This is a genomic window from Salipaludibacillus neizhouensis (assembly GCF_002886185.1).
Lineage (GTDB): Bacteria > Bacillota > Bacilli > Bacillales > Salisediminibacteriaceae > Salipaludibacillus > Salipaludibacillus neizhouensis.
The window spans coordinates 155,995-180,150 of the sequence record NZ_KZ614146.1; the positions used below are offsets into that span (position 1 = coordinate 155,995).

The 24,156-nt window shown below is 37.0% G+C and carries 22 protein-coding genes; 16 read left to right on the forward strand and 6 right to left on the reverse strand.

What is annotated here, in order from left to right:
- Positions 1 to 75: 75 nt before the first annotated feature.
- The gene (locus CEF18_RS00640; protein WP_110934682.1) at positions 76 to 840 is read right to left on the reverse strand and encodes a DeoR/GlpR family DNA-binding transcription regulator; all 765 of its coding nucleotides are present in this window, start codon (positions 838 to 840) and stop codon (positions 76 to 78) included.
- Between the two features lie 266 nt (positions 841 to 1,106).
- Between CEF18_RS00640 and CEF18_RS00645 the strand changes: the two genes are divergently transcribed.
- Positions 1,107 to 1,733 carry a YesL family protein gene (locus CEF18_RS00645; RefSeq protein ID WP_110934683.1) on the forward strand — a complete coding sequence of 209 codons (627 nt, stop codon included), beginning with the start codon at positions 1,107 to 1,109 and terminating at the stop codon, positions 1,731 to 1,733.
- 24 nt (positions 1,734 to 1,757) lie between these two features.
- On the forward strand, positions 1,758 to 2,681 hold the full coding sequence (locus tag CEF18_RS00650; RefSeq protein WP_110934684.1) for an ROK family protein: 924 nt from the start codon (positions 1,758 to 1,760) through the stop codon (positions 2,679 to 2,681).
- Between the two features lie 132 nt (positions 2,682 to 2,813).
- On the opposite strand, the gene CEF18_RS00655 is transcribed toward CEF18_RS00650, so the two are convergent.
- Together CEF18_RS00655 and CEF18_RS00660 are read right to left on the reverse strand one after the other, a co-directional pair.
- A complete protein-coding gene (locus CEF18_RS00655) occupies positions 2,814 to 3,272 on the reverse strand; it encodes a hypothetical protein (RefSeq protein WP_110934685.1) in 459 nt (152 codons plus the stop codon).
- A 5-nt stretch (positions 3,273 to 3,277) separates the two neighbouring features.
- Positions 3,278 to 4,066 (reverse strand): hypothetical protein, encoded by a 789-nt coding sequence (locus CEF18_RS00660; protein WP_110934686.1) that lies wholly within the window; start codon positions 4,064 to 4,066, stop codon positions 3,278 to 3,280.
- 314 nt (positions 4,067 to 4,380) lie between these two features.
- Between CEF18_RS00660 and CEF18_RS00665 the strand changes: the two genes are divergently transcribed.
- Positions 4,381 to 4,935 (forward strand): CBO0543 family protein, encoded by a 555-nt coding sequence (locus CEF18_RS00665; protein ID WP_110934687.1) that lies wholly within the window; start codon positions 4,381 to 4,383, stop codon positions 4,933 to 4,935.
- 202 nt (positions 4,936 to 5,137) lie between these two features.
- Here CEF18_RS00665 and CEF18_RS00670 read toward each other — a convergent pair whose 3' ends face one another.
- The 3 genes from CEF18_RS00670 to CEF18_RS00680 all read right to left on the reverse strand — a co-directional run bounded on the left by CEF18_RS00670 (position 5,138) and on the right by CEF18_RS00680 (position 7,782).
- Positions 5,138 to 5,962, reverse strand: coding sequence for a squalene/phytoene synthase family protein (locus CEF18_RS00670; protein WP_110934688.1), 825 nt, complete (start codon positions 5,960 to 5,962; stop codon positions 5,138 to 5,140).
- Positions 5,963 to 6,404: 442 nt separating this feature from the next.
- Positions 6,405 to 6,734 carry a cyclic-phosphate processing receiver domain-containing protein gene (locus CEF18_RS00675; RefSeq protein ID WP_110934689.1) on the reverse strand — a complete coding sequence of 110 codons (330 nt, stop codon included), beginning with the start codon at positions 6,732 to 6,734 and terminating at the stop codon, positions 6,405 to 6,407.
- 193 nt (positions 6,735 to 6,927) lie between these two features.
- Positions 6,928 to 7,782 (reverse strand): AraC family transcriptional regulator, encoded by an 855-nt coding sequence (locus CEF18_RS00680; protein WP_183041098.1) that lies wholly within the window; start codon positions 7,780 to 7,782, stop codon positions 6,928 to 6,930.
- A 143-nt stretch (positions 7,783 to 7,925) separates the two neighbouring features.
- Between CEF18_RS00680 and CEF18_RS00685 the strand changes: the two genes are divergently transcribed.
- The 13 genes from CEF18_RS00685 (at position 7,926) to CEF18_RS00745 (ending at position 24,154) form a co-directional block, all read left to right on the forward strand.
- Positions 7,926 to 8,777, forward strand: a complete 852-nt coding sequence (locus tag CEF18_RS00685; RefSeq protein ID WP_110934691.1) for an amidohydrolase family protein — start codon at positions 7,926 to 7,928, stop codon at positions 8,775 to 8,777.
- Positions 8,767 to 9,729, forward strand: a complete 963-nt coding sequence (locus CEF18_RS00690; RefSeq protein ID WP_110934692.1) for an aldo/keto reductase — start codon at positions 8,767 to 8,769, stop codon at positions 9,727 to 9,729. The genes CEF18_RS00685 and CEF18_RS00690 overlap by 11 nt, the downstream gene beginning before the upstream one ends.
- Complete coding sequence (locus CEF18_RS00695) at positions 9,726 to 10,742, forward strand: zinc-binding alcohol dehydrogenase family protein (RefSeq protein WP_110934693.1); 1,017 nt, start codon at positions 9,726 to 9,728, stop codon at positions 10,740 to 10,742. The genes CEF18_RS00690 and CEF18_RS00695 overlap by 4 nt, the downstream gene beginning before the upstream one ends.
- Before the next feature lie 17 nt (positions 10,743 to 10,759).
- Positions 10,760 to 13,048: a glycoside hydrolase family 95 protein gene (locus CEF18_RS00700; RefSeq protein ID WP_110934694.1), complete on the forward strand. Its 2,289-nt coding sequence runs from the start codon at positions 10,760 to 10,762 to the stop codon at positions 13,046 to 13,048.
- A gap of 190 nt (positions 13,049 to 13,238) precedes the next feature.
- Positions 13,239 to 14,069 carry a 5-dehydro-4-deoxy-D-glucuronate isomerase gene (gene kduI / locus CEF18_RS00705; protein ID WP_110934695.1) on the forward strand — a complete coding sequence of 277 codons (831 nt, stop codon included), beginning with the start codon at positions 13,239 to 13,241 and terminating at the stop codon, positions 14,067 to 14,069.
- A gap of 152 nt (positions 14,070 to 14,221) precedes the next feature.
- The gene (locus CEF18_RS00710; RefSeq protein WP_223292200.1) at positions 14,222 to 14,854 is read left to right on the forward strand and encodes a bifunctional 4-hydroxy-2-oxoglutarate aldolase/2-dehydro-3-deoxy-phosphogluconate aldolase; all 633 of its coding nucleotides are present in this window, start codon (positions 14,222 to 14,224) and stop codon (positions 14,852 to 14,854) included.
- 5 nt (positions 14,855 to 14,859) lie between these two features.
- A complete protein-coding gene (locus CEF18_RS00715) occupies positions 14,860 to 15,855 on the forward strand; it encodes a sugar kinase (RefSeq protein ID WP_110934697.1) in 996 nt (331 codons plus the stop codon).
- Between the two features lie 101 nt (positions 15,856 to 15,956).
- Positions 15,957 to 16,781 (forward strand): sugar phosphate isomerase/epimerase family protein, encoded by an 825-nt coding sequence (locus tag CEF18_RS00720; protein WP_110934698.1) that lies wholly within the window; start codon positions 15,957 to 15,959, stop codon positions 16,779 to 16,781.
- Between the two features lie 403 nt (positions 16,782 to 17,184).
- The gene (locus CEF18_RS00725; RefSeq protein WP_110934699.1) at positions 17,185 to 18,720 is read left to right on the forward strand and encodes a tagaturonate reductase; all 1,536 of its coding nucleotides are present in this window, start codon (positions 17,185 to 17,187) and stop codon (positions 18,718 to 18,720) included.
- 89 nt (positions 18,721 to 18,809) lie between these two features.
- A complete protein-coding gene (locus tag CEF18_RS00730; protein ID WP_110934700.1) occupies positions 18,810 to 19,352 on the forward strand; it encodes a lipoprotein in 543 nt (180 codons plus the stop codon).
- A 104-nt stretch (positions 19,353 to 19,456) separates the two neighbouring features.
- Positions 19,457 to 20,413 (forward strand): bile acid:sodium symporter family protein, encoded by a 957-nt coding sequence (locus CEF18_RS00735; protein ID WP_110934701.1) that lies wholly within the window; start codon positions 19,457 to 19,459, stop codon positions 20,411 to 20,413.
- Between the two features lie 282 nt (positions 20,414 to 20,695).
- Positions 20,696 to 22,789 carry a glycosyl hydrolase 115 family protein gene (locus CEF18_RS00740; RefSeq protein WP_110934702.1) on the forward strand — a complete coding sequence of 698 codons (2,094 nt, stop codon included), beginning with the start codon at positions 20,696 to 20,698 and terminating at the stop codon, positions 22,787 to 22,789.
- Positions 22,790 to 22,858: 69 nt separating this feature from the next.
- Positions 22,859 to 24,154 carry a Gfo/Idh/MocA family protein gene (locus CEF18_RS00745; protein ID WP_110934703.1) on the forward strand — a complete coding sequence of 432 codons (1,296 nt, stop codon included), beginning with the start codon at positions 22,859 to 22,861 and terminating at the stop codon, positions 24,152 to 24,154.
- Positions 24,155 to 24,156 lie beyond the last annotated feature (2 nt).

The following is a 24,156-nucleotide window of genomic DNA, read 5'->3' on the forward strand; positions in this document are numbered from 1 at the left end:
AGACTCCTGCGGATCATCCGCGGAAAGGGAGCGATAATTCTTCCAAACAACCTTTGATGATAAAGATGTAGGAAATTAAAAACTAACTCTTGTTACAGGTACTCCTGATTGTAAAAACTTTTGATAGAGATCATCATTGAGAGAAACATCCGTAATAATATGACTAAGATCTTCGACACTGGCAAATTGAATGAGTGCATCCTTTTCAAACTTCGTTGCGTCAGCTAAGAGAGTAACATGTTCGGAACAAGAAAGAGCCTCTTTTTTCCAATCGGCGTGGATGCCATTAAGCACCGTAAGACCATTTTCAAGAGAAATTCCAGTTGTCCCAAAAAAGATGTTATTCACCCGAATTCGTTTTAGAAGATTAGAGGCTTCGGATCCAAAAAGAGAACCAGAAGTCCCAATCCGGGTGCCACCTACCATCATTAACTGGACACGTTCTTTCGTTAACAACTCGTAAGCGATGTTAATATCATTTGTGATAACAGTGACAGGGAAGTCGCCTAATAATGCTGCAAGTGCTTGTGTAGTACTTCCACCGTCAATTAACAAGGTGTCGTTTTCTTGAATCATTTTCAACGCTTCTTCTGCAATTGCATTCTTCACTTCCCCATGTTGCAATTGTCTTTTTTTAATTGGCAAAATTGGATTCTCTTCCTCAAGAATGGTTGCCCCACCATGAATTCGTTTTAAAAGTCCGTTTTTCTCTAATGTTTCTAAATCAATCCGAATCGTTTTTTCCGTGACTTGAAGCAGTGCACTCAAGTCAGACACTTTAATAATGGTATTCTTATCTAGTTGATGTAAGATTTTTTCGTGACGTTCCACTGAAAGCATTGTTTCCCTCCGTAAGCGCGTATTGTATCCCTCTATTATATGAACAATAATGAATGTTTGTAAACATTACGGAACAAATAGTGTCTTGATAAGTTAATATTGCGTATTTTTACACTGCGTGATGTGTTAAATTAAAGATAGCTCTTCCATGCAGGTTTTCGTATGGATGATCCACGAGTATCTTCGAGCTAAATGCTCTGCGGCGTCTCACTTGAATCGATCAGAACTTAATAAATCTAAAGAAGCTGTAAAAGGAAGTTGATTGTATGGACAATAAAGGATTAATTGGTGGTTTTTATAAATTAACAGAGTGGATTATGAGATTAGCCTATCTAAATATTCTTTGGGTTGTATTTACCTTAGTCGGGTTAGTCGTGTTTGGCTTAGGTCCAGCAACGGCAGCAACGTTTGCTGTAACAAGAAAGTGGATCACGGAAGACGTGGAGATAGCGATTTTTCCGACATTTTGGCGTTCATATCGAACGGAGTTTTTGCGAGCAAATTTCTTTACGTTAGGAATGGCTTTTGTCGGGTGGATACTCTATATCGACTATTCGTTTATCATTACGTTTGAAGGGACAACGTTTTATTTTTTAATGGGAGTATTTTATATCGCTGTATGTATCTTTATTTTGATGTCTTTTTTCCTGTTCCCTGTGCTTGTACATTTTGACCTTAAAACTTTTACCTATTTAAAATATATGATGCTTATTAGTATTTCGTTTCCGCATATGGTTTTTGCGATGCTTGCAGGAACGATTATTATTTTTTATCTTACTTTGAAATTTCCTGCCCTACTTTTCTTTTTTGCGATAAGTACGACAAGTCTATGCATCATGTGGTTCGCAATAGTAACATTTAAAAAAATGGAAGCTAAAAAAGAGCAAGAATAGAATAAGTAAAGGAGAAATTTGACGATGAAAGAGTTTGCGGTAGGGATTGATATCGGCGGAACTAAAATTGCAATTGGTATAGTAGATAGCTTTGGTGAAATACATAAAAGTGAAACGATCAAAATGGATAAAAAAGTAACACCAGATCAAATGGTGAAAAAAATTGCTGCATCTGTGAATCAATTATTGAAAGTAAGTAAGTTGACCGCAAGTGATTTACGGGGGATAGGCATTGGAGCACCTGGTCCTCTAAATCCTAAAGAAGGAATCATTACTGCTCCTCCTAATTTACCCGGATGGTGGGACTATCACCTTGTAAAAAACTTGCAGGACTATTTTCAATCAGGAACAAAGATCATCTTGGAAAATGATGCAAATGCAGCAGCTGTTGCTGAAAAATGGATAGGTGCTGCTACCGATAGTAAAGATTTCGTTTATTTAACGATCAGCACTGGCATAGGTGCGGGCTTTTTCTCCGATTCCAAGCTTTTCCAAGGAACATCAGGAAATGCAGGAGATATCGGACATATCGTCATCGATCCATCTAGAGGGACATGTTCTTGCGGGCAAAAAGGATGTTGGGAATTTATTGCGTCTGGAACAGCTATTGCCAGAAGGGGCTCTGAACTTCAAGGTCAGAGCCTCACAACGCAAGAAGTTTTTAAACTAGCAGACAAAGGTAACCGAGAAATGCAACAATTGGTCGAGCAATCCTTTGAATATATTGGGATGGGATGCGTGGCTCTGATTAACATGCTTGATCCGGAAAAAATCGTTATCGGAGGCGGTGTATCCCAGATAGGAGATCCATTGTTCCAGGCTATTAAAAACTATGTATCGAAATTTGCCTTGAATCCTTCCGGAAGAACAACAGAAATTGTGCCAGCGGGACTTCAACAAAATTCAGGACTCATCGGGGCAGCTTCACTCATCCACGCGAGTTATTGAGGAGTTATAGAGAGGACTCGTAACTTCTCTATGCGGCACAAAGATTCTTCTGCATTTCTAAAAGCTCTCCATGAATCAGTGAAACAAAATAGATATAAAAGTCTGCTAATTTTTGTTTCGGGAACATATTCATCAAATTACTTTGGCTACACCCAAAGCCAGATGTTCCCACAAAATATTTTCCACTAAATCTCCTTCTCTATCTTCACATTCAATAATTAGAATGACCTCAGATTGTTTGCCTCTTAGAACCCTTTTTCGCTTTTTAAGGATAAACTCTGTATACAATCTAATCGCCAATCCTATGACGAAGCCAATAAATGCAGCAATTAACCCTGAAAAAATAGGTCCCCACGCCAATTTAAAACCAATGCTCACACCTATAACAGAGAAAGCAGTTGCGAGTGCAGCTGCTATATCAATGAGAGAGGTACCATCTGACTTATGGATACTGTCAAAGAGCTTACGTTCTTCGACTCGGTTATCAAGTGGAACGGCAAAGATATTTTCTCTTTTTATCCCTTTTTTTTCGAGTATTGAAATAGCCATCTCTAAATAAATAGTATTTTCAAAAGTGGACAATAGCTGCATAGTTACTATTTCACCTTTTTTCCTTTTATAATTTGAAAATTCGGCTGCTGATAATTATCTTTAAGAAATTTCCGTTGTTCTTTTTCAAAAAGCTTATTATTTTCAATCGTATTTACATAGGAATCATAGATTGAAAATCCGTAGGTAGAGGGTAGGAATAAGAACCATTGCACATCTAAAACTGCGGTTGACTGTTGAATATCCCCTAAGAATAAAAAAACTATCGCTTCAAGTGAATGAGAAAAGTAAAGAAATATTAAAGACCAAATAATCACAAAAGAGGCTGTAACAATTCGATGAATATAAAGCTGGCCTAAGCCGGGAATAAATAATGACCAGATTGCTGACATAATAGGATTTCTTTTGTCTAGATAGTTAATTTCCAGTGCAGCAATACTAAATGTATTGAAAGTATGCTGCTCCCGCTCTGCGAGAATATAAATTTTGTTCAAGTCTACCGTCGTTCGATAACTATCCCATATGCCAAAAAAATAAACAGGAGTATATAACAAGACCCACCTCGTATCTAACACGCTTATTGCCGATTCGAAATTCCCTTGAAAGGAATAAGCAATCGCTATATTAATATGCGATTGAAGATTTACAATAACTTCCCAGACAAAAAGTACAAATCCACGAAGGTATTTAGATAAAAGAAGGTGACCGAACCCCGGAAAAGCTGCGCTCCACCAAGCAACGGCATAAGGGTTTCTTTTGTGTAATTGTGTTGTACCAAGAATGCTTACGTGAGCTGTATATCGCCTTGCAGTGTTATCATTTTTATAATTGTCCATATAAAAAACCCCTATAAGAAAAACGGCATAGCCGTCTTTTATTAAATACAGCGTGATCTTTAAAGCCACCCCCCCGAGTAGCACCTACGTAGTGCGTGTAGGTGCTACTCGAATGGATGTGGGTTTCCCTTGATACTTGTGGCGTAAAGATAGCTGCTAATTTTATAAATTCTTATCTTAAAAAAAAGTCCCTTGTTAAAGGATAGGTTTTCCTTAAAAATATCATTTATCCTTGAAATTATTTTACAATGTATATATTTTTATAGAAAACAAAACATAGAGGATAAATAGCATTGGAAAGGTGACTTATATGAATGAATCCCGAAATTATAAATGATATTATTAAAGTTAAGGAAAACTATACTTATTCACAAAAAGAGCACTTTTTTGAAAATGTTCTTTTTTCCCATCAATGGTGGATTCTTTTAATAATTACTATTGCCCTATGGATGATCTGGGTAATTGTGGTGGATCGCAAACGGATAAAATCCATGTTAGTGATAGGGTTGAGTACAAGCACGTTAGCATTATTATTGGATGATATAGGTGCTACATTAGGATTTTGGGTATATCCTTATAATCTATATCCTTCTTTAGGCCAGTTATATACGGTTGATATCGCGATCGTTCCAGTAAGTTATATGCTTTTATATCAATACACAAAATCATGGTTAGCTTATAGTATTTTATTGATACTTTTAGCTTTTTTTGCAGTTTTTGTAGCTGAACCAGCATTTGTTAAAGTGGATATATTTATTCCGTTACAATGGAAGCTTTGGTATGCCGGCCCTATATATGTCGTCATTGGGGTAGTATTGAAAGGCTTTGTTGATCGGTTAGAAACGAAGTTTTTTAAAGAAAGTACTTGAATCTTTCCTAGGTAGACGTCATCAGCGGGCAATGCTTAAACGGGTACCGCGATTATATGTCACCTGCAAACCGATTGTTTCTATTCCTGCAGAACTCGGTGAGAGAAAAAAAGAAAAAAGGAACTATCACGTGGTTCACGTGATAGTTCCTTTTTTGGTAGTACGTTAGCCATCGTATAAAAAAGTAATCATGTCAATTTTATCACTGATTTACTTTGCGAATCTCATCTACAGTTTCTTCGACTTCAGTTCTGGACATCTTTTCTCTGCCGCTTTTCAATGCTTTAAGTGTTTTCTTTGCCAATTCTAACGGAATCTTACAAAATACGAGGATACTCCGGCTGTTTATATCTTTCATGTATTCATCACCTAACGCCAAATTATTCTCTGCGTATTGGAACGTATCATCGATGTCCCAACCATAAGGTATAAAAGAAACACCGCGTTCTTTATCTTCCTCGATATTGCGTAAAATATTAACTGTTTGCAAACCACGGCCATAACCTATCGCAAATTCTCTGTCTGTTTTGGTGCCATCGCGCCATTCCCAAATGTCTGAAAGCATGACACCAACTAAGCCAGCTACATAGTACGTATAATCATTTAGATCTTCTTTTGTTTTTATATGCCAGTTTTTCTTTGCCCAAAGTGCCATACCCTCGGCCATCGTACTTGTTGACTCTTTTACTTTTTCAACTATACCAGTGGGACAGAAGGCAAGCCAATCACCAAGTCTTACTGTCACTTCGGGAAGAAGGCTTTTATATGGAGCTAGTAATTGAGTGTAAGCTTCATTGTCAAAGGTGTTCTTTAAAAGAAAACTTGTCTCTTTTAACAAATGTTGTTTTGTTGCTGAATCAAGCATTTCATTATCTTCAATTTCATCTATCGCACGCATACACAAATACGCGGAGGCTACAGCCTTTTTTAATGTAGGTTCTAGAAGAGTGATCGGTATGTAAAAAGTTCTGCTAGTGAGCTTTAACATATGCATAGCTTCTTTTTGCAATTGCTTTTCGTTACTCAACTTATTCTCCCCCTCAGACATCTTTCTTCATCAAATTAGATTGATGCTGTCTCATTGATTTCAATTTCTATACTCTATTATAACTAATTTGAGGCTTGAAGTCATAGATAATAAATGACAATTAATTATCTCCATCCATAAACTGAAATCAACTTTATCATTTTCGTATGATACTAATCAACTGTTTCGTTATAAGTATTTATGAAATAGGTTATTAAAGATAAAAGGTTTAGATGAGTCAATTAACTTTAGCGAAGGTTGAATGAAGGAAGAGATATGATATTTGCAATTGGAAGGAAATAAAATGATGAGGATATGTATGAAGCACCTAAACGGATACATAACGGTCATTAACCCGTTTAAGTGCACGATAGTAATAAGTCTAGGTAAAAGAATTGTTTGAAGTGTTCATTATAATAGGACAAGATTCAACAAATCGTTCCTATCTTAAAGGTAGTGGACGTAATTTTATGATAATGTTCAGCGGCATTTTCCATTCATCTTGAGCGCTTTTTAAGTACTTATACATCGCTTTTCCGGCACCTACATTTGCTGAGTGAATCGTAATACTCTCCGCAAAAAGTTGTTTGGCGACCATCATTTCCACAAGCATGAAACCATTACGATACTTATTTTCTAAGTCATGATCTAATGATAGTTGGTTTATTTCATTATCCTTCATCATTAGAAGACAATCATCAATAGTTTCCACGAGAAAATAATCTACTGGGCACGTCCGGTAATCATCAAGAAATACATTGATTTTATCCATACTGCCTCCTCTCATGTTCACTTAAAATCTTAACATATTATTCTCTGCGTTAATACAGGTATATTTGAATATACCTAGTGAAAACCCTTTATATAAAGGGTTTTACTAATAGAAGGTAATGAATTAAGATCTGTTTCAGGTCTATTACTACAGGGTGGGAGATTTGTTTTGAAAAGTTCTCGATTATGAAAATTCACTGTTTTTTGCGGAACTCTCTTGGAGTGAGTTTTGTGTATTTTTTAAAAGTCCTAAAAAAATGAGGCATACTTGTAAACCCTGAATTTCTCGCAATTGCTTCAATAGTGTCACTTTCCTCGCTAAGTAATTTTTTAGCGAGGGAGATTCTTTTCATACGAATGAATTCGTTAATATTCATTCCGATATGAAACTTAAAGACTCTGCTGAAATGTGAGGAGGAAACAGCTGCTCTTTTAGCTAATATCTCTAAAGATAGTGAACGAACTAAATTGCTATCAATAAATTGAATTGCTTCTTGTATCCAAGGTGTTTGATTCAAATTTTCATTTTTTGTGTTGGGAACAGAATACCGATGAATGTCTATAAGAAACAGATGTAGTTGTAATATTACAGCTTGTTTGTAGTCAGATCCCATTTCTATATTTTCTTCATTTAAGTTCGATAATTGGTGTTCTAATTCAATGCTATGCTTTGCTGAAAAAGTGTAAAGAAAATTTGATTGATCTTCTTCATTGGATTGAAAAAGCTTAGTGTAAGCAAGATCATTGAAAAATTGAAATTTAGTAACTAGTTCAGGTTTAAAAAATAAGGCGGTAGATGTAATCAACTTAGAAGCATTGGGTGAGGTGAAATGTACTGTGTTTGCGGGAACAACTAATAAATTACCTGCATTTACCTCGTAGAATTCAGGGCTAATATAAAATGTTCCATTGCCTTGATGAATATATATGATTTCATGCCAATCATGAAGGTGATTAGGTAATTCTTGTTGAGCTTCTTTTGTATCTTTATATACAAGGAAGAAAGGAAGGAGATTATGTTCAGGCATTTTCTTGCGAATAACGGTCATTTTCATGTCCTCTTTCGTTTATGAAATTATTTTAAGGCTAAATCTTATCATATCAAAAAAAGGTATAAAGTAAACGGTTATAGCTATAAATATATCTTTTGATTGATGGTATGATAAATGGAAATACAATTGGAGGTTGTGCTATGAGAATAGATGCCCACCAGCATTACTGGGATATATCACGTGATGACTACGGATGGATCACACAAGATCTTTCATTGCTTTATCGCAACTTTTATCCGAGTGATTTAAAAAATGAGTTAATTGATCATAATATTGATCGGACAATTCTTGTTCAGGCAGCAGCAAGTATTTCAGAAACAGAGTTTCTATTAAAATTAGGTAATAAGGAAGATTCTATTGCAGGAATAGTAGGTTGGTTGGATCTAGAAAAGGACAATTACAAAGAGCAGCTTAAAAGCTTTCAGTCAAATTCTAAGTTTTTAGGCATTAGGATCATGATGCAAGATATGGAAGATGAAACAATTGTTTTAAATCAACGATACTTAGAGGCATTTACCTATTTTGCTAACATAGGTTTGCCAGTAGATTTACTTGTAACTCATCAACAACTGGGAACCCTCGTTAAACTGATGGAGGAAGTACCGCATCTGCGAGGTGTCATTGACCATTTAGGCAAACCGGATATTCACAGGCAACTCTTACATCCTTGGTGTGAAAAAATGAAAGCCTTATCATCCTATCCGGAGCTCTTTTGCAAAATATCAGGAATGATTACGGAATCCCGACCAAATTGGGAAACAGATGATTTTAAACTTTATATTGATCACATCATAGAGTGCTTTGGTTCTCACCGAATCATGATGGGAAGCGACTGGCCGGTATGTTTGTTAGCCGGTAGTTATACGGATGTCATTACGATTATAGAAGAAAGTTTACGTGAAAAGCTTAGCAAACATGAAATGGAACTGCTTTTCGGAACAAATGCATACGAATTCTATAAATTAGGGGAAGGTGATCAATTTGAAGTATAGAGCTTTAGGAAAAACTGGACTTTTTGTTTCGCCCTTGAGTTTTGGAGCATCTTCCCTGGGGTCTGTCTTTCGGGATATTGATGAAAAAGAAGGAATAAATACCGTACATGCTGCAGTGGATGCAGGGGTGAATTATATCGATGTATCGCCTTATTACGGCGCAACAAAAGCAGAGGTTGTGTTAGGAAAAGCACTCAAGGAGCTTCCTCGAGACAAAATAATTTTATCCTCTAAAGCGGGCAGATATGGCGGGGATTTGTTTGATTTCTCTTATAACCGGATTATCAAAAGTGGACAGGAAAGTTTACATCGATTAAATACGGATTATCTGGATCTCCTTTATTTACATGATATTGAGTTTGGAAACTATGCTCAAGTGATCGAAGAAGGTATCCCAGCACTTAAATATTTAAAAGAACAGGGCTATATTAGATTTTTTGGTGTATCTGCCCTTCCTTTACCAGTCTTAAAGAAAACAATGGAGGAAACAAACTTGGATGTGATTCTATCGTATTGCCATTATTCTTTAAATGATATGTCGTTATTAGAATTAATTCCCGATTGCATTAACAATAAAGTAGGCATTGTTAATGCATCTCCTTTATCTATGGGATTGTTACACTCAAACGAAACGCCTTCCTGGCACCCCGCAGATCATGAAGTTATTCGCACTTGTAAAAAAGCTGCAGACTACTGCTCAACTCATGGTGAAGACATCGCCAAGCTTGCCATTCAATTTTCTACAAGAAATGAACAAATACCAACAACGTTAGTGAGTAGTGCAAGTGTAAAGAATATGCAGAAAAATATAGAGTGGATGGAAGAGACGGTTAATGAGAGTTTACTTCAAGAGGTTCTTTCCATCCTAGCACCTATTAAAAATAGAACATGGCCTAGTGGAAAGCCTGACTACCATCAGAAAGTTTCTCGACTCGGAGGAGAATATCTATGAAGCAAATAATATGTAATGAACCTGAGAGACTTTCTTTCATAGATGTGGAGAAACCACTCCTGGCTCCAAAACATGCACTGGTAAAAATCCAACGTATAGGTATTTGTGGAACAGATATACACGCTTTTAAAGGAGACCAACCTTTTTTTACCTACCCTAGAATCCTTGGACATGAATTAGCGGGAAAGATTGAAGAAGTGAACGAGATGGAAACAAATTTTGAAAAAGGTGATCAAGTGGCAATTATTCCGTATCTCCATTGTGAAAATTGTTCAGCATGTAAACTAGGAAAAACAAATTGTTGTGCAAGGTTGAAAGTAATTGGGGTGCACCAAGATGGAGGTATGCAGGAATACCTTGTCGTGCCGCTGCAGAATTTAATTCAGGTTAATGATTTGACACTGGATGAAGCTGTATTACTAGAACCACTAGCTATAGGTGCTCATGCAATTCGGAGAGCCAAAATAAAGGAAGGGGACGGGATCCTTGTAATTGGAGCCGGACCTATCGGTTTAGGAGTAATGCTATTAGCTAAAGAAATTGGTGCGAAAGTTATTGCTATGGATGTTAATAAACAGCGGCTTGAATTTTGTGAGGATTGGTTGGGGGTCGAGGAGACAATAGATGCTCTAGGGGCTCCCGTCGAAGAACTGACAGACATCACAAACGGAATGTTTGTTCCGACTGTATTTGACGCAACGGGAAATAAGCAATCTATGGAAACCGCTTTTAATTACATATCTTATGGAGGGCAGCTTATATATGTAGGTCTTGTCAAACAACCTATCCAATTTTATGATCCAGATTTTCATAAACGTGAAACAACATTATTGGGAAGTCGAAATGCCACTTTGGAAGATTTTCAATTCGTCCACGATGTATTGAAGAAACGAAACATTGATATTTCTGCTTTTATTACACATCGAACATCTTTTCACAACGTGATTAAGACATTTCCAAGTTGGTTAAAAACAGACTCAAACGTGATAAAAGCTGTTGTAGAGTTAAATTAATCAAGGAGGTTGAAGACATGAGAAATAAAAAACTTTGGTACAAAGCCCCTGCTAAAGAATGGAATGAAGCATTGCCGATTGGGAACGGACGACTCGGTGGGATGGTATTTGGAACTGTTGAGACTGAAAAAATTCAATTAAATGAGGATTCTGTATGGTATGGCGGACCTCGAGATCGTAATAATCCAGATGCTTTATTGTATTTACCTGAGGTTAGAAAACTATTGTCTGATGGGAAACTTAAAGAGGCAGAAGATTTAGCGAAGCTTTCGTTTCCAGGCTTGCCATCGTCCCAGCGTCATTATGAACCATTAGGAGAATTATTCTTAACTTTGTCAGACAGTGAAAATAATATCTCGGATTATCATAGAGAACTAGATATGAAAACCGGTATCGTTCGAGTAGAGTATACAATGAACAACATCGATTATAAGCGGGAAGTTTACACCAGTTATCCTGATCAAGTGATGGTTATAAGACTTACTTCTTCAGTAAAAGAATCCATTTCTTTTCAAACTTTTTATGATCGCGGTAAAACGAGAAATATCGATAGTTTGGAAGGTTTGTCTTCGGATAAAATCGTAATGAGGGGAGTGACGGGTGGTCAAGGAGGGATTTCCTTTCAGAGTGTTGTGCAAGCAATTCCTGAGAATGGGACTGTAAAAGTCATTGGTAACAGACTTATTGTTGAAAATGCAGATGCAGTAACGTTGCTCTTAACAGCAGCAACATCTTATCGTTTTGAAGGTGTCGAGGCGCAATGTGTCAACACTCTCCGACGTGCTTCAAATAAAAAATATGCTTCTTTATTGCAAACACATCTAGAAGATTACCAATCACTCTTTGACCGTGTTGATTTACGGATAGGTGAGGAAGAAAGTTTTCACCAATTAGCAACGAATGAAAGATTGGAACGTGTAAAAAATGGGGAAGAGGATGATGATTTAATCAACCTGTATTTTGATTTTGGCCGTTACTTATTAATATCATCTAGTCGCCCGAACTCACTACCAGCAACTCTCCAAGGGATTTGGAATGAGAAAATGCTTCCACCTTGGGATAGTAAATACACGACGAATATAAATGTAGAGATGAATTATTGGCCGGCAGAAGTTTGTCAGCTATCCGAGTGCCATAAACCCTTGTTTAACCATATAGAGACGATGAGAAAACCAGGAAGGGTTACCGCTAAAAAGATGTATGGCTGTCGCGGTTTTACCGCTCATCATAATACGGATATCTGGGGTGATACAGCCCCTCAGGATATTTATATGCCGGCAACCATATGGCCATTAGGGGCAGCGTGGATGAGTTTGCATTTATGGGAGCACTATGAATTTACAGAGGATATAGAATTTCTGGAAAACGCTTATGAAACACTTAAAGAGGCGTCATTGTTTTTTGTGGACTTTTTGGTCGAAAATAAAGATGGATTGCTTATAACGACTCCATCCGTTTCACCAGAAAATATGTATATACTGCCAAATGGTGAAAAAGGAACGCTCTGCGAAGCGCCATCAATGGATAGTCAAATCATTTACGCTTTATTCACAAGTTGCATAAAAGCAAGTGAGATCCTTGAAAAGGATAATGAATTTCAAAATGAATTGAGAAAATCACGAGAAAAACTTCCACCTTTTAAAATTGGCAAATACGGACAAATTCAAGAATGGTTAGAGGACTACGAAGAGGAAGATCCTGGACATCGGCATATATCTCAACTTTTTGCGTTGCACCCCGGAGACCAGATTACCCCTTCGAAAACACCGGATTTAGCAGATGCTGCAAAAATAACGTTAGAAAGACGCCTATCACATGGTGGAGGTCATACAGGTTGGAGCAGGGCTTGGATTATTAATATGTGGGCACGTTTAGGTGAAGGTGATTTAGCATACGAAAATATGATGGAGTTACTATCTTTTTCGACTCTACCGAATTTATTTGATAATCATCCTCCTTTCCAAATTGATGGAAATTTTGGAGGTACAGCAGGAATTATAGAAACATTAATGCAAAGCCACGCTGGAGAAATACATCTTCTCCCGGGGTTACCAAAAAAATGGTCATCAGGAACAGTTAAAGGTTTACGAACAAAAGGGGCATTTGAAGTTGATATGGAATGGAGTAATAATAGGCTTCTGCGTGGTAAGGTTCGTTCTTTAAAAGGGAATAAATGCACTCTAAGAGTGAAGGGATCAATAAAAATAATCGATGGAAAAGGAGAAATTAAAGTAAATAAACTAGAAAATAATGTTTACCAATTTCAAACAAAGATCGGGAATGATTATATGATATTGCATGAATAGTTTAAAAGGCAGTAGCTAGTTCATATCTTAAAGTGACTGACCAGTTATTTTCGTTAACCTCTCTCTTTTCTAACCTATCGGTTGCCATTTTCTAAAGCCCTTGTTATAATCGAACTATAACGAACAAAAACAAACTAAAACAATCTGTTTTGAATCAATTATCGATTATTTTTTGAGAGGAGAATGTTAGATGGAAATTAGACATGCAACAAATCCGGAAGATTTCAAGCAGTATACGACGGATAAAATTAAAAAAGAATTCATGATAGAGTCTCTGTTTCAAACGGGGGAACTCAACATGGTTTATTCTCATTATGATCGTGTAGTAGTAGGAGGGGTTATTCCTACCAATAAAACCCTAAAGTTAGATGCGGGGGATGCTCTTCGGACGGAGTATTTCTTAGAACGTCGTGAAATTGGTATCGTTAACATTGGCCCAAAAGGGAAAGTTGTTGTTGATGGTGAGGAATTTGAATTAAACAAACGTGATTGTCTTTATATAGGTTTAGGAAAAAAGGATGTTACATTCCACAGTGAGGATCCTTCAAATCCTGCAAGGCTATATTTTGTTTCCGCTAATGCGCATAAGGAATATCCAACGAAGAAACTTCCAATTAGTGATGCAGCACCTACCAAGCTCGGATCAGATGCAGAATCTAACAATCGTACAATCTATAAATATATTCATGGTGAAGGAATTCAAAGCTGTCAGTTAATGATGGGAATGACGTTACTAGAGCCCAATAACATGTGGAATACAATGCCTGCCCATGTTCATGACCGCAGAGCAGAAGTATATCTCTATTTTGATATGGAAGAAGAATCGCGAGTGTTCCATTTTATGGGCAGACCCGATGAAACTCGTCATTTATTAGTGAAAAATGAACAAGCAATCTTATCACCACCTTGGTCCATTCATTCAGGTGTTGGAACAAATAACTATACATTTATTTGGGCGATGGCCGGAGAAAATTATACGTTTAAAGACATGGATTTTGTTCCAATGGATGAGTTAAAATAATCAATTAATTAGATTTGTCGTACCTGTTTATAAATTCATTCAGGTGCGACTTCTTTCTATTCAGTAGGAAAAATCTAAATTAATAGATTACTTCTATTAAAATGTAAGCGTTCCATGTTAAAATAAACAAAAACACGAAAAAGAGGTTGATGATGGCTAATCTAGTAGAACAACTACAAGCTAAAAAGATTGTTGCAATTATTCGAGGGATTTCATATGAGCAAGGAGACCCAACGGCTCAGGCGCTTTTAGATGGAGGGGTTCATTTTCTTGAAGTAACCTTGAACACAGATGGCGCTTTGAAAATGATCAGTGAAATGAATGAGAAGTATGGAGATAAGTTAAGTATAGGTGCCGGGACTGTGTTAAACCTGGATATGGCTAAAGATGCCGTAGCGGCAGGTTCAAAGTATATTGTTTCTCCTAATTTAGATGAAGCAGTTATCGATTACGGGGTGTCAAAAGGTATCGAAGTTTGGCCTGGAACGTTGACACCGACCGAAATTGTTCGCGCATATGAGATGGGAGCATCAGCAGTTAAGGTCTTTCCAATTGGTTCAATGGGAGATGACTACTTGAAAAATATTCGGGGCCCTCTACCTCATATACCAATGATGGTAACGGGTGGTATAACCATTGATAACATGAATCACTATTTTTCTCAGGGAGCAATTGCAGCTGGCCTAGGAGGTAATCTCGTAAATAAATCGCTTATTCAACAGGGCAAGTATAACGAAATTACTAAACTAGCAAAACAATATATCGATAAAGCGCAGGAGGGATAACCCATATGGCAAATGGAAATCAAGTAGATGTTGTTACGATTGGCGAAAGCATGGTCTTGTTTCAGCCGATGCCAGAGGGGACAATTACTTATGCGCCTTTATATGCGAAGTCAGTCGGAGGAGCAGAATCCAATGTAGCTTTAGCTTTGTCCCGACTTGGCAAAAGAACCCGTTGGATAAGCCGGTTAGGAAATGATCCTTTTGCTGATATTATTTTGTCTACACTAGCTGGTGAAGGGGTCGATATTTCTCAAGTAATTAAGGATCCGGAAAACCAGACGGCTGTTTTTTTCAAAGAGTCAAAAGGTTATGGAGATCCAAACGTATATTATTATCGTAAAAATTCAGCCGCAAGTATGTTATCAAAACAAGACATTGCCGAAACTTGGTTTGAAGGTGCTAAGCATTTACACGTAACTGGAATTACTCCTGCTTTAGGGGAATACACTACAGAGATGATCAAGGAATCGATGAAGCAAGCGAAAGCCAGTGGTTTAACGGTTTCGTTTGATCCTAATCTCCGGAAAAAGCTATGGAGTGAAGAAAAAGCAAAAGAAACGCTGCTCTCACTCATTCCTTTATGTGATATTTTCATGCCAGGGTTGGATGAAGCGGAGTTCCTTTTAGGGGAAAAACAAGAAGCGGATTATTTACATTTATTCCAACAAATGGGGCCCAAAGTGGTCGTCTTAAAACTCGGTACACGAGGTTCTCTGATTCAATATGGACAGGAACAAAAAAAGGAAGAGGTTTACAAAATAGATCATATAGTAGATACCGTAGGAGCAGGAGATGCTTTTGCTGCTGGTTTATTATCCGTCATCCTGGATTCAGAAACTCCGCTTGCGGATGAATCTTTAAACAAGAGTGTGCCGAAAGCGATCAAACGAGCAAATCTTATGGGAGCATTGGCAACTCAATTTAAAGGTGATTGGGAAGGTTCGCCTACACTTGCAGAAGTCGAGAGTCTAGCCGAGGGGAAACAACATACAACTAGATAAAAAGCAAAACCACTTCCCTCTTTAAAAGTTTAAATTCCAATAGTATCTCAGAATCTTACTACTTAAAAAATAGTGAAGGATTACAAAGGAGAGAAATATGTATGTCAGTTGGTGTTCTTGCACATTTATTTGGAAAATTACCTTATAAGGAACTAGCAACAAATATAGGTGAATACGGCTTTGATCATGTTCAATTAGCGCTTTGGAAGGGCATAGATGATTATGATTTCTCTAAACCTGGTTTATTAACACCTAATTTCGCCCAAAAAATAGGGGATGCATTTAATAAAAATGGCGTGTCTATTTCGGTTTTAGCTTGCTATTTACACTTATTTGAAAGAGATGAAAAGGTTAGAAGAGAAAATTTGGAAAGATTCAAAGAACTTATCCGACATGCAAAATTCATGGGTGCTCCAATGGTAGCAGCGGAAGTTGGAAAACCAGATGGCAAAGTAGAAGCAAGCGATTGGAAAACCTTAGTGCAATCTATTGAAGAACTCACTGAGGAAGCGGAGAAGTGGGGAGTCTATCTCGGAATAGAAGCTGCGAATGGTCATTTAATTGGTACAGCTCCAGAATTAAAACAGCTTTTGGATGAGGTTCCTTCTTCAAATATTGGAGTCGTATTAGATCCGGGAAATTTAATGGATGAACAGAATTTTAATCATCAAGACCAAGTAATAGAGGAAGCTTTCTCATTACTCGGTAACCGTATTATAGCCGCTCACGCAAAAGATAGAAAATGGAATGGAAAAACTCTCGATGTGTTACCTGCCGGTCAAGGTACAATGAATTACGAAAAATACCTGCAATTATTAGAGCAATACAAGCCATTTGCACCAATTATTATGGAAGAATGTAAAAAAGAAGAGTTATTGGACTCTAAAACATTTATTGAAAACATTCAATATAAGCTTCGTAACTAGGACAATGTTCATTGTGAGTTGTGTGAAATAGAATAGTCAGTTTAAGACCCCACGGAACAGATTTCCGAAAGAGCGCTAAAGAGGTGTCCGCGGAAAGCATTCATCTGGAGTGAATTAATAAAGCGTGAACATAACCTTCTGATAAGCAACACTTGTATCTGCGGGGTCTGCAGCTGCTGAGCGATTACTCATCTACTCCTGAAATAACAACGTTGTTATTAATCTTTTAGAAACACAGTCTTTTAAAAAAGATGATTTTTAAAAGATAATTTATAAATTGACAGCTATCTTTACGCCACAAGTGTCAAGAGAAACCCATCCTTGATACTTAAGGCGGCGGAAGCTGACGCTGTATTTAATAAAAGACGCTACGCGTTTTTCTTAGATAAAAGGAGGAGTTACAATGGAACGATTAAACGCTGCTATGTCGAGAAAAGAAATATCTGAGGACGTTATTGATGAGAGAATAGCAAATTTACCTGAAAAAGCAATACAATTTGGTGGGGGGAATTTCCTTCGCGGGTATTTGGACTGGATGATCCATCAACTGAACAAACAAGGTCTTTTCAACGGGTCTGTAGCAATTATACAGCCGAATTCCGTCGGTGGAACTATGGAGAAATTAAAAGAACAAGATGCATTATACACGGTTATATTAAAAGGTAGAAAAGACGGAGAAATTGTTAATCAAAGTGAGATTATCTCATCTGTATCACGCATATTAAATGCAAAAAACGAGTGGAATAATATCCTTGAGATAGCTGCCTCTTCTGAGCTTTCGTTCATCTTCTCTAATACAACCGAAGCTGGAATTACTTATAGTGAAGAAGCTTATCCATCCCTTAATGAGGTGCCAGAATCCTTTCCCGGGAAATTAACTGTGTTCTTATATGAACGCTATCAAAAAATACCAGACAGAAAGACTAGCGGGTTAATGATTATTCCGTGCGAATTAATTGAAGAAAACGGTACACGGCTGAAGGAAATCGTTTTGCGAAAAGCAAGTGACTGGAATTTATCAGATGATTTTAAAAGTTGGGTAGAACAGAATAATCAATTTTGCGATACATTAGTAGATCGGATCGTAACTGGCTATCCAAAGGATTCCATTAAAGAATATGAGAATTCGCTTGGCTATAGTGATCTTGCATTAACGGTTGGAGAACCTTATCATATGTTAGCGATTGATGGAAATAACACTGTAAAAGAGGCATTGCCATTGCATCAAGCCGGGATAAATGTAAATTGGGGAGATATTACACCTTATAGAGAATTAAAGGTTAGACTTTTAAACGGACCACATACGATGATGTTTTCAGTTGGTTATCTTTATGGAATTGATACGGTTTTGGAGGTAATGGAAGATAACCATTTAAGCGAATTTGTTCAGTCAGGATTCGATGAAATTCTTCCAACAGTTGATATGCCGTTAGAAGAAAAAACAAAGTTTGTAGAAGAGGTCAAGGAGCGTTTTCTTAACCCTTTTAATAAGCATTATTTAACCGACATAGGCTTGAATGCTTTTTACAAGTTTAATTCTCGATTAATTCCAACCCTAAAAAAGTATACAGAGCAGTATGACGAACTGCCAAAAACAATTGTATTTTCGTTAGCAGCATTAATTGCTTATTATCGTCCTGAAAAACAAGAAGAAGATAGTTTTTTTGGACAACGAAACGAACAGCTGTATCCACTTAATGAAAAAGAGGAAGTACTATTATCCTTAGAAAACTGGTGGATAAAAGTCAAAAATGAAGAGATTACATTACTCGAACTTATTAACAATATTTTAAGATATGAGCTCATTTGGGGAGAAGATCTTACGGAAATAGAGGGGCTTACTCAACTGACAGAAGATTATTTAAAGCAAATTGAAAACAAAGGGATGCCCTCTACTGTGAAAGAATTACTCGCTGTGAAGGGGAATGAGGTAAATTAAAATCACTAAAAAATAACTAGTATTACAGCTCTATTAGATTACTAGAATATGATACAATAAACCCAACTTATAGAGCTAGGGTGAAGAACATGAAAAAACTGATGATAATATTAATATTTGTTGGCAGCGCCTTCTTACTGAGCGCATGTGGAAATGAAGAAGAAGAATTTACTGTTTTGTTTTTTACGGAAGAGTTGAACGAAAAGATTGATGAAGAAGAAATCGAAAAACAGATTCTGGAACAGATGCCAGAAATCGATGAGGAAAATTTCTCATTAGTTTTTCATGTTTCTATGCTGGAAAAACTCTTTATGGAAATTGCAGCTCATCAAGGTGATCTTCTAATAGTTGATGAACATTTATTAGACGCTGCTGCTAATCCCGATGGAATACATCAGTTAGATGACATAGCTCCTATTTCAATCAAGGGGTCCATGGAAGAACCTTATCTGCAAAAGAATCCAGAAACTGGAGAAGAGGAACTGTATGTATTACCGATAAATAATGATACAACTGTTATTCAAGAACTAGGATTGGAACTAGAGCATCAAGTAGGGGGGTTCATTCCAGTTTATGCAGATAATGAAGAGCTATCAAAGAAAGTCTTGGAGTTTTTGGTTAAACAGGATTGATTAGTTGAAGAAATATCGAAGGGATTGAAAAATTGAGTATCACTTTTTCGGTCCCTTATTTTTAAAAGTGACAAATATCATCTAAACCTGGAGTGAAAGAGCTCGTGGATAAAATAAATCTATTTTTGAACGGAAGAATGGCGATAGTGACTCCTATCGTTTTATTTGTCGGTATCTCAGCTTCTTCATGGATTGGAAATTGGACATTCATTGTTCCCTGGTTGTTCATGATCATTACGTTTGCGAGCAGCACAAAGATCGCCCCGATGGAACTAGTTAGAACCATAAGGTCTCCATTGCCAATCGTCCTTTGTATTATTGCATTGCAAATCATTATTCCAGCATTAGCATATGGTATTGGAAGTTTCCTGTTTTCTGATGATCCGATGACGCTGGTTGGAATTGTATTAGCATTTATCATTCCTACAGCAATCGCAAGTTTACTTTGGGTATCCATCTATAAAGGAGATACTTCTTTAGCTTTAACAATTGTATTTATCAATACGTTAGCAGCACCGATATTTATTCCAATTACGTTATACCTTCTATTTCAAACTTCCGTATCATTTGATATACCTGCCTTAGTAACGGGGCTGATTCAAATGATTGTTATTCCTTCTATTTTAGGTGTTCTTGTAAATCATTTTTCAAGAAAGAAATTTGAAAGTCGTCAAATTCCTCTTGATCTTATCGCGAAGCTTTGTTTGTTAACCGTGATTTTAATTAATGGGTCCGTCGTAGCCCCTTATTTTATGCCTTTACAAAGCAATGTTGTGATTATTACCGGTTTGATTTTTTTGATATCTGTTAGTGCATATATGATAGGTTTTGTTCTAGCGAAATTGTTTAAATTTAGTTTTCAAAAGATAGTCGCTGTGATGTTTTGTACAGGAATGCGTAATATTGGAGTCGGATCTGCACTTGCAGTCGTATACTTCCCTGCGGCGGTCGCTCTACCAGTTGTTATCGGAACACTGTTTCAGCAATTATTAGCATCATTTATGGGGAAGGCTCTGTTAAAGTTCAGTGTTGAGAATAAGACAGATTTAAAAAATCAATAAAATGATTTGGTTAACAATAGAATGAAGAGAAGCTCTTGGCTTAATAAATTTAGTTTGCTAAATTAGATGTATAAGAATAATATCAATTTCTCTTTGGAAATCCAATTTTTTTCATTGAATGATAAGAATGTATAAGCTGACAGCTATCTTTAAGCCACAAGCATCAAGGGAAGTTCGCCCTTGATGCTTAAATGATGGTGGCGAAAGATCACGCTGTATTTAACAAAAGACGCTACGCGTTTTTTGTTAAATGAAATCGCTTACTAAAAATGGGGTGATCAGATGTGGAAAGGTCAATTTTTTAGATTAACAGAACATACGGTAATCGATCCACCACGAGAATATTCTAAAGCTGTACAACACGGATTAGATATATTTTGCCGAGATATGACGATTGTCTTTGGAAAAGAACCTAAGATTCATGATACGTCTTCAGGGAGTATTCTTCGTCTTACATATGCAGCTAAAGAAGAATCACTAGGACGGCCGGAAAGCTATCAAATTAAATTTTACGAGGATGTTGATCAGCAGTTAGTCATGGAAATTTCGTGTGAAGATGATCTAGGAATAATTTATGGGTTACTTTATCTTAGTGAGACATATTTAGGAATCGATCCCTTTTGGTATTGGGCAGACCTTCCCATTAGGAAGCATAACTATGTTGACATTCCAATGGAGCATTATAGTTCTCCTGAATCTATGGTGAAGTACAGGGGCTGGTTTGTTAATGATGAAGTCTGCTTAATAGGTTGGAAAGAAGAGTATCCTCCCACAAAAGAAGTATGGCAGCCTGTTTTCGAAACACTCTTAAGGTGTGGAGGGAATATGGTGATTCCTGGTACGGACTTGCCTAAAACAGGGATTCATCAAGAGCTGGCGGTTGAAATGGGATTATGGGTTACCCATCACCATGCAGAACCTTTAGGAGCAGAAATGTTTTTAAGGGCTTATCCGAATGAAACAGCTAGCTACAAAGAAAATGCACCTCTTTTTGAAAAATTATGGATCGATGCGATTAACAAGCAAAAGAATGACAAAATTATCTGGACGCTGTCTTTTAGAGGACAGGGAGATACACCATTCTGGAGTACAGATCCAAGTTTTGATACGCCTCAAAAAAGAGGGGAACTGATTTCAGAAGTGGTTCATCGACAGTTCGAATTAATTAAAGAAAGGGTTAATAATCCTGTATGTTGTATGGCTTTATATGGTGAAATTTCAGAGCTTTATAAAGGCGGTTATATTAACGTACCTGAAGATGTCATTAAAGTCTGGGCGGATAATGGGTATGGAAAAATGGTTTCCAGACGGCAAGAAAATGAAAATCTAAGAATTTCCTCATTACCTATGGATAATGACACTTCTCCTCAAGGGATTTATTATCACGTTACATTTCATGATTTGCAAGCATCCAACCATTTAACGATGACCCCGCTACCGATAGGTATTCTCACGAATGAACTTGAAAATGTTCTGGAGACAGGTGGAAAAGATTTGTGGTTAATAAATAGCGGTAATATACGTCAACATTTATACCCACTCGATCTGATAAAGGACATGTGGAAGAAGGGGAAAATAAACTCGAGTGACCATCGTCGTGAATTTTTAAAACGAACGTATGCTTCTGATTCTAAGAAACTCTCATTACTTTATGAAAAATACAGTGAAGCAACCTTGTATTTCGGGAATCATGAAGATGAAAAAGCAGGGGAACAATTCTATCATCATCCTGCAAGAAGAATAATTAGTCACTGGTTAAGCGGTGAAACCGATACTGCAATGAAATCTCTAAAATGGGCAACTGGTGAAATGTCATTTGAAGAGCAAATCACATGGTTTAAAGACAGACTAACTGTTGGTTTAACGGATTTGCAATCTTTAAGAGAGCAAGCAAACGAAATAATGGATACATTATCAGAAGAAAATAAACAAAGATTCCATGACCAGTTGATGGTATCGATCATACTCCATGAATCAGGATGCAGAGGATTTTTATTGTTACTGAAAGGATATGTTCATAGTTGCTCAGGAAAATATCCAGAAGCTTTTGTTTATGTGACAGAGGCACATCGAGCTTACAAAGAAAGTTTACTTGCTTTGCATCAATCAGAACATGGCAAGTGGCGAGATTTTTATCGTGCTGATTGGCTCACGAATATTGCTAGTACGATAGATAATGTTAATACCGTTCGAAAGTTCTTGCGAATGCATGGAGACAGTCCAGACTTTTTTCAATGGTATAAAGCATTTATAATGCCTGAGACTGAGAAACATATTTATTTAGAAAATACGCATCGTAGAGTCAGGTCGGATGATGAACTTTCCGATCTGCTTAAAGAAGAATTTTTGAAAGATGGCAGAATAAAGCTTTGCTAGTTTTATTCTACTCATTATTAACAACGTTGTTAATTAAGTATGCTCCAAATTAAATAAGGAGGAATGAAGATGAATAGAATAGCAGTTTGTGGATTAAGTAACCGTTCAATGGGGATGTTTATCGAGCCCTGTGTAAAAAAGTACAGTTTAGAAAATAAAGTCGTTGGTTTATTGGATATGGATGAAAAAAGGGTGGCGATCACAAAGAGACGCATTCCAGAATTGACTGATGTCGCATCTTATAACCCAGACCAATTTCATCAAATGATCGATGAGACAGAGGCTAACACAATCATTGTTACTGGTCGTGATGATACGCATATTTTCTATATTTTAGAAGGACTGAAGCGTGATTTAACAGTTATCACGGAAAAACCAATGGTTACAACTGCCTCTGATGCAGCGGAGGTCGTCGAAGCTGAAAAAAACAGTAACGGAAAGGTCATTGTGGCATTTAATTATCGATACAATGCTTTTCACAGAAAAATAAAAGAAATTATTCTGGAAGGTAAAATTGGCAGAGTCACATCGATTGATCTAAATTGGTACATTGATACGTATCATGGCGCAAGTTATTTTAAACGCTGGAATAGAATGAGAGAATTTTCTGGTGGATTATCGATTCACAAATCTACGCATCATTTTGATTTGATTAATTGGTGGGTGGATCAAAACCCGGAGCAAGTGTTTGCATTTGGCGCCTTGAATTACTACGGTCCTGAAAGCGAGCATAATCCTAGTAAACAAAACGGCAGACATTGTGTGATCTGTAGTGAGCAACTTGATTGTGATTATTATTCACGTTGGTTTAGTCGTACGAGTGGAACGACGACTGCAAAAGATGATCATCTTCAAGAAAACAGTTTTGAAGGGGCTTATAATGATTACACAAACTATAGACCGGATCAATGTATTTTTGATGAGGAAATAAAGATTGAGGATACGTATACTGCTACTGTGAAATATGATAAAGGAGCTTTATTGAGCTACTCGATTAACTTTTCTTTGCCATATGAAGGCTACCGATTAGCCATTAACGGAACAAAGGGAAGAATAGAAACAACAGAATTTCACGAGCCAAGCCGGGTTACATTCCCTATTCCTGAACAAACGATTGACTATTTTCCTTTGTTTGGCGGTAAAGAAACGATTCATGTTGTGCAAACAGAAGGAACCCATGGTGGTGGTGATCCTTTAATCCAAGAAGATATTTTTCTTGGCGAAAACCCCAAAAGAGATTTTGATATTTTAGCAGGGGCGGAAGCCGGGGTTTGGTCGATTGCAACAGGTGAAGCTGTTTGGAAGTCCGCAAAAGAAAATAGACCTTACAATATAAAAGAACTTGTCCCACAGATGTATGAATGAAT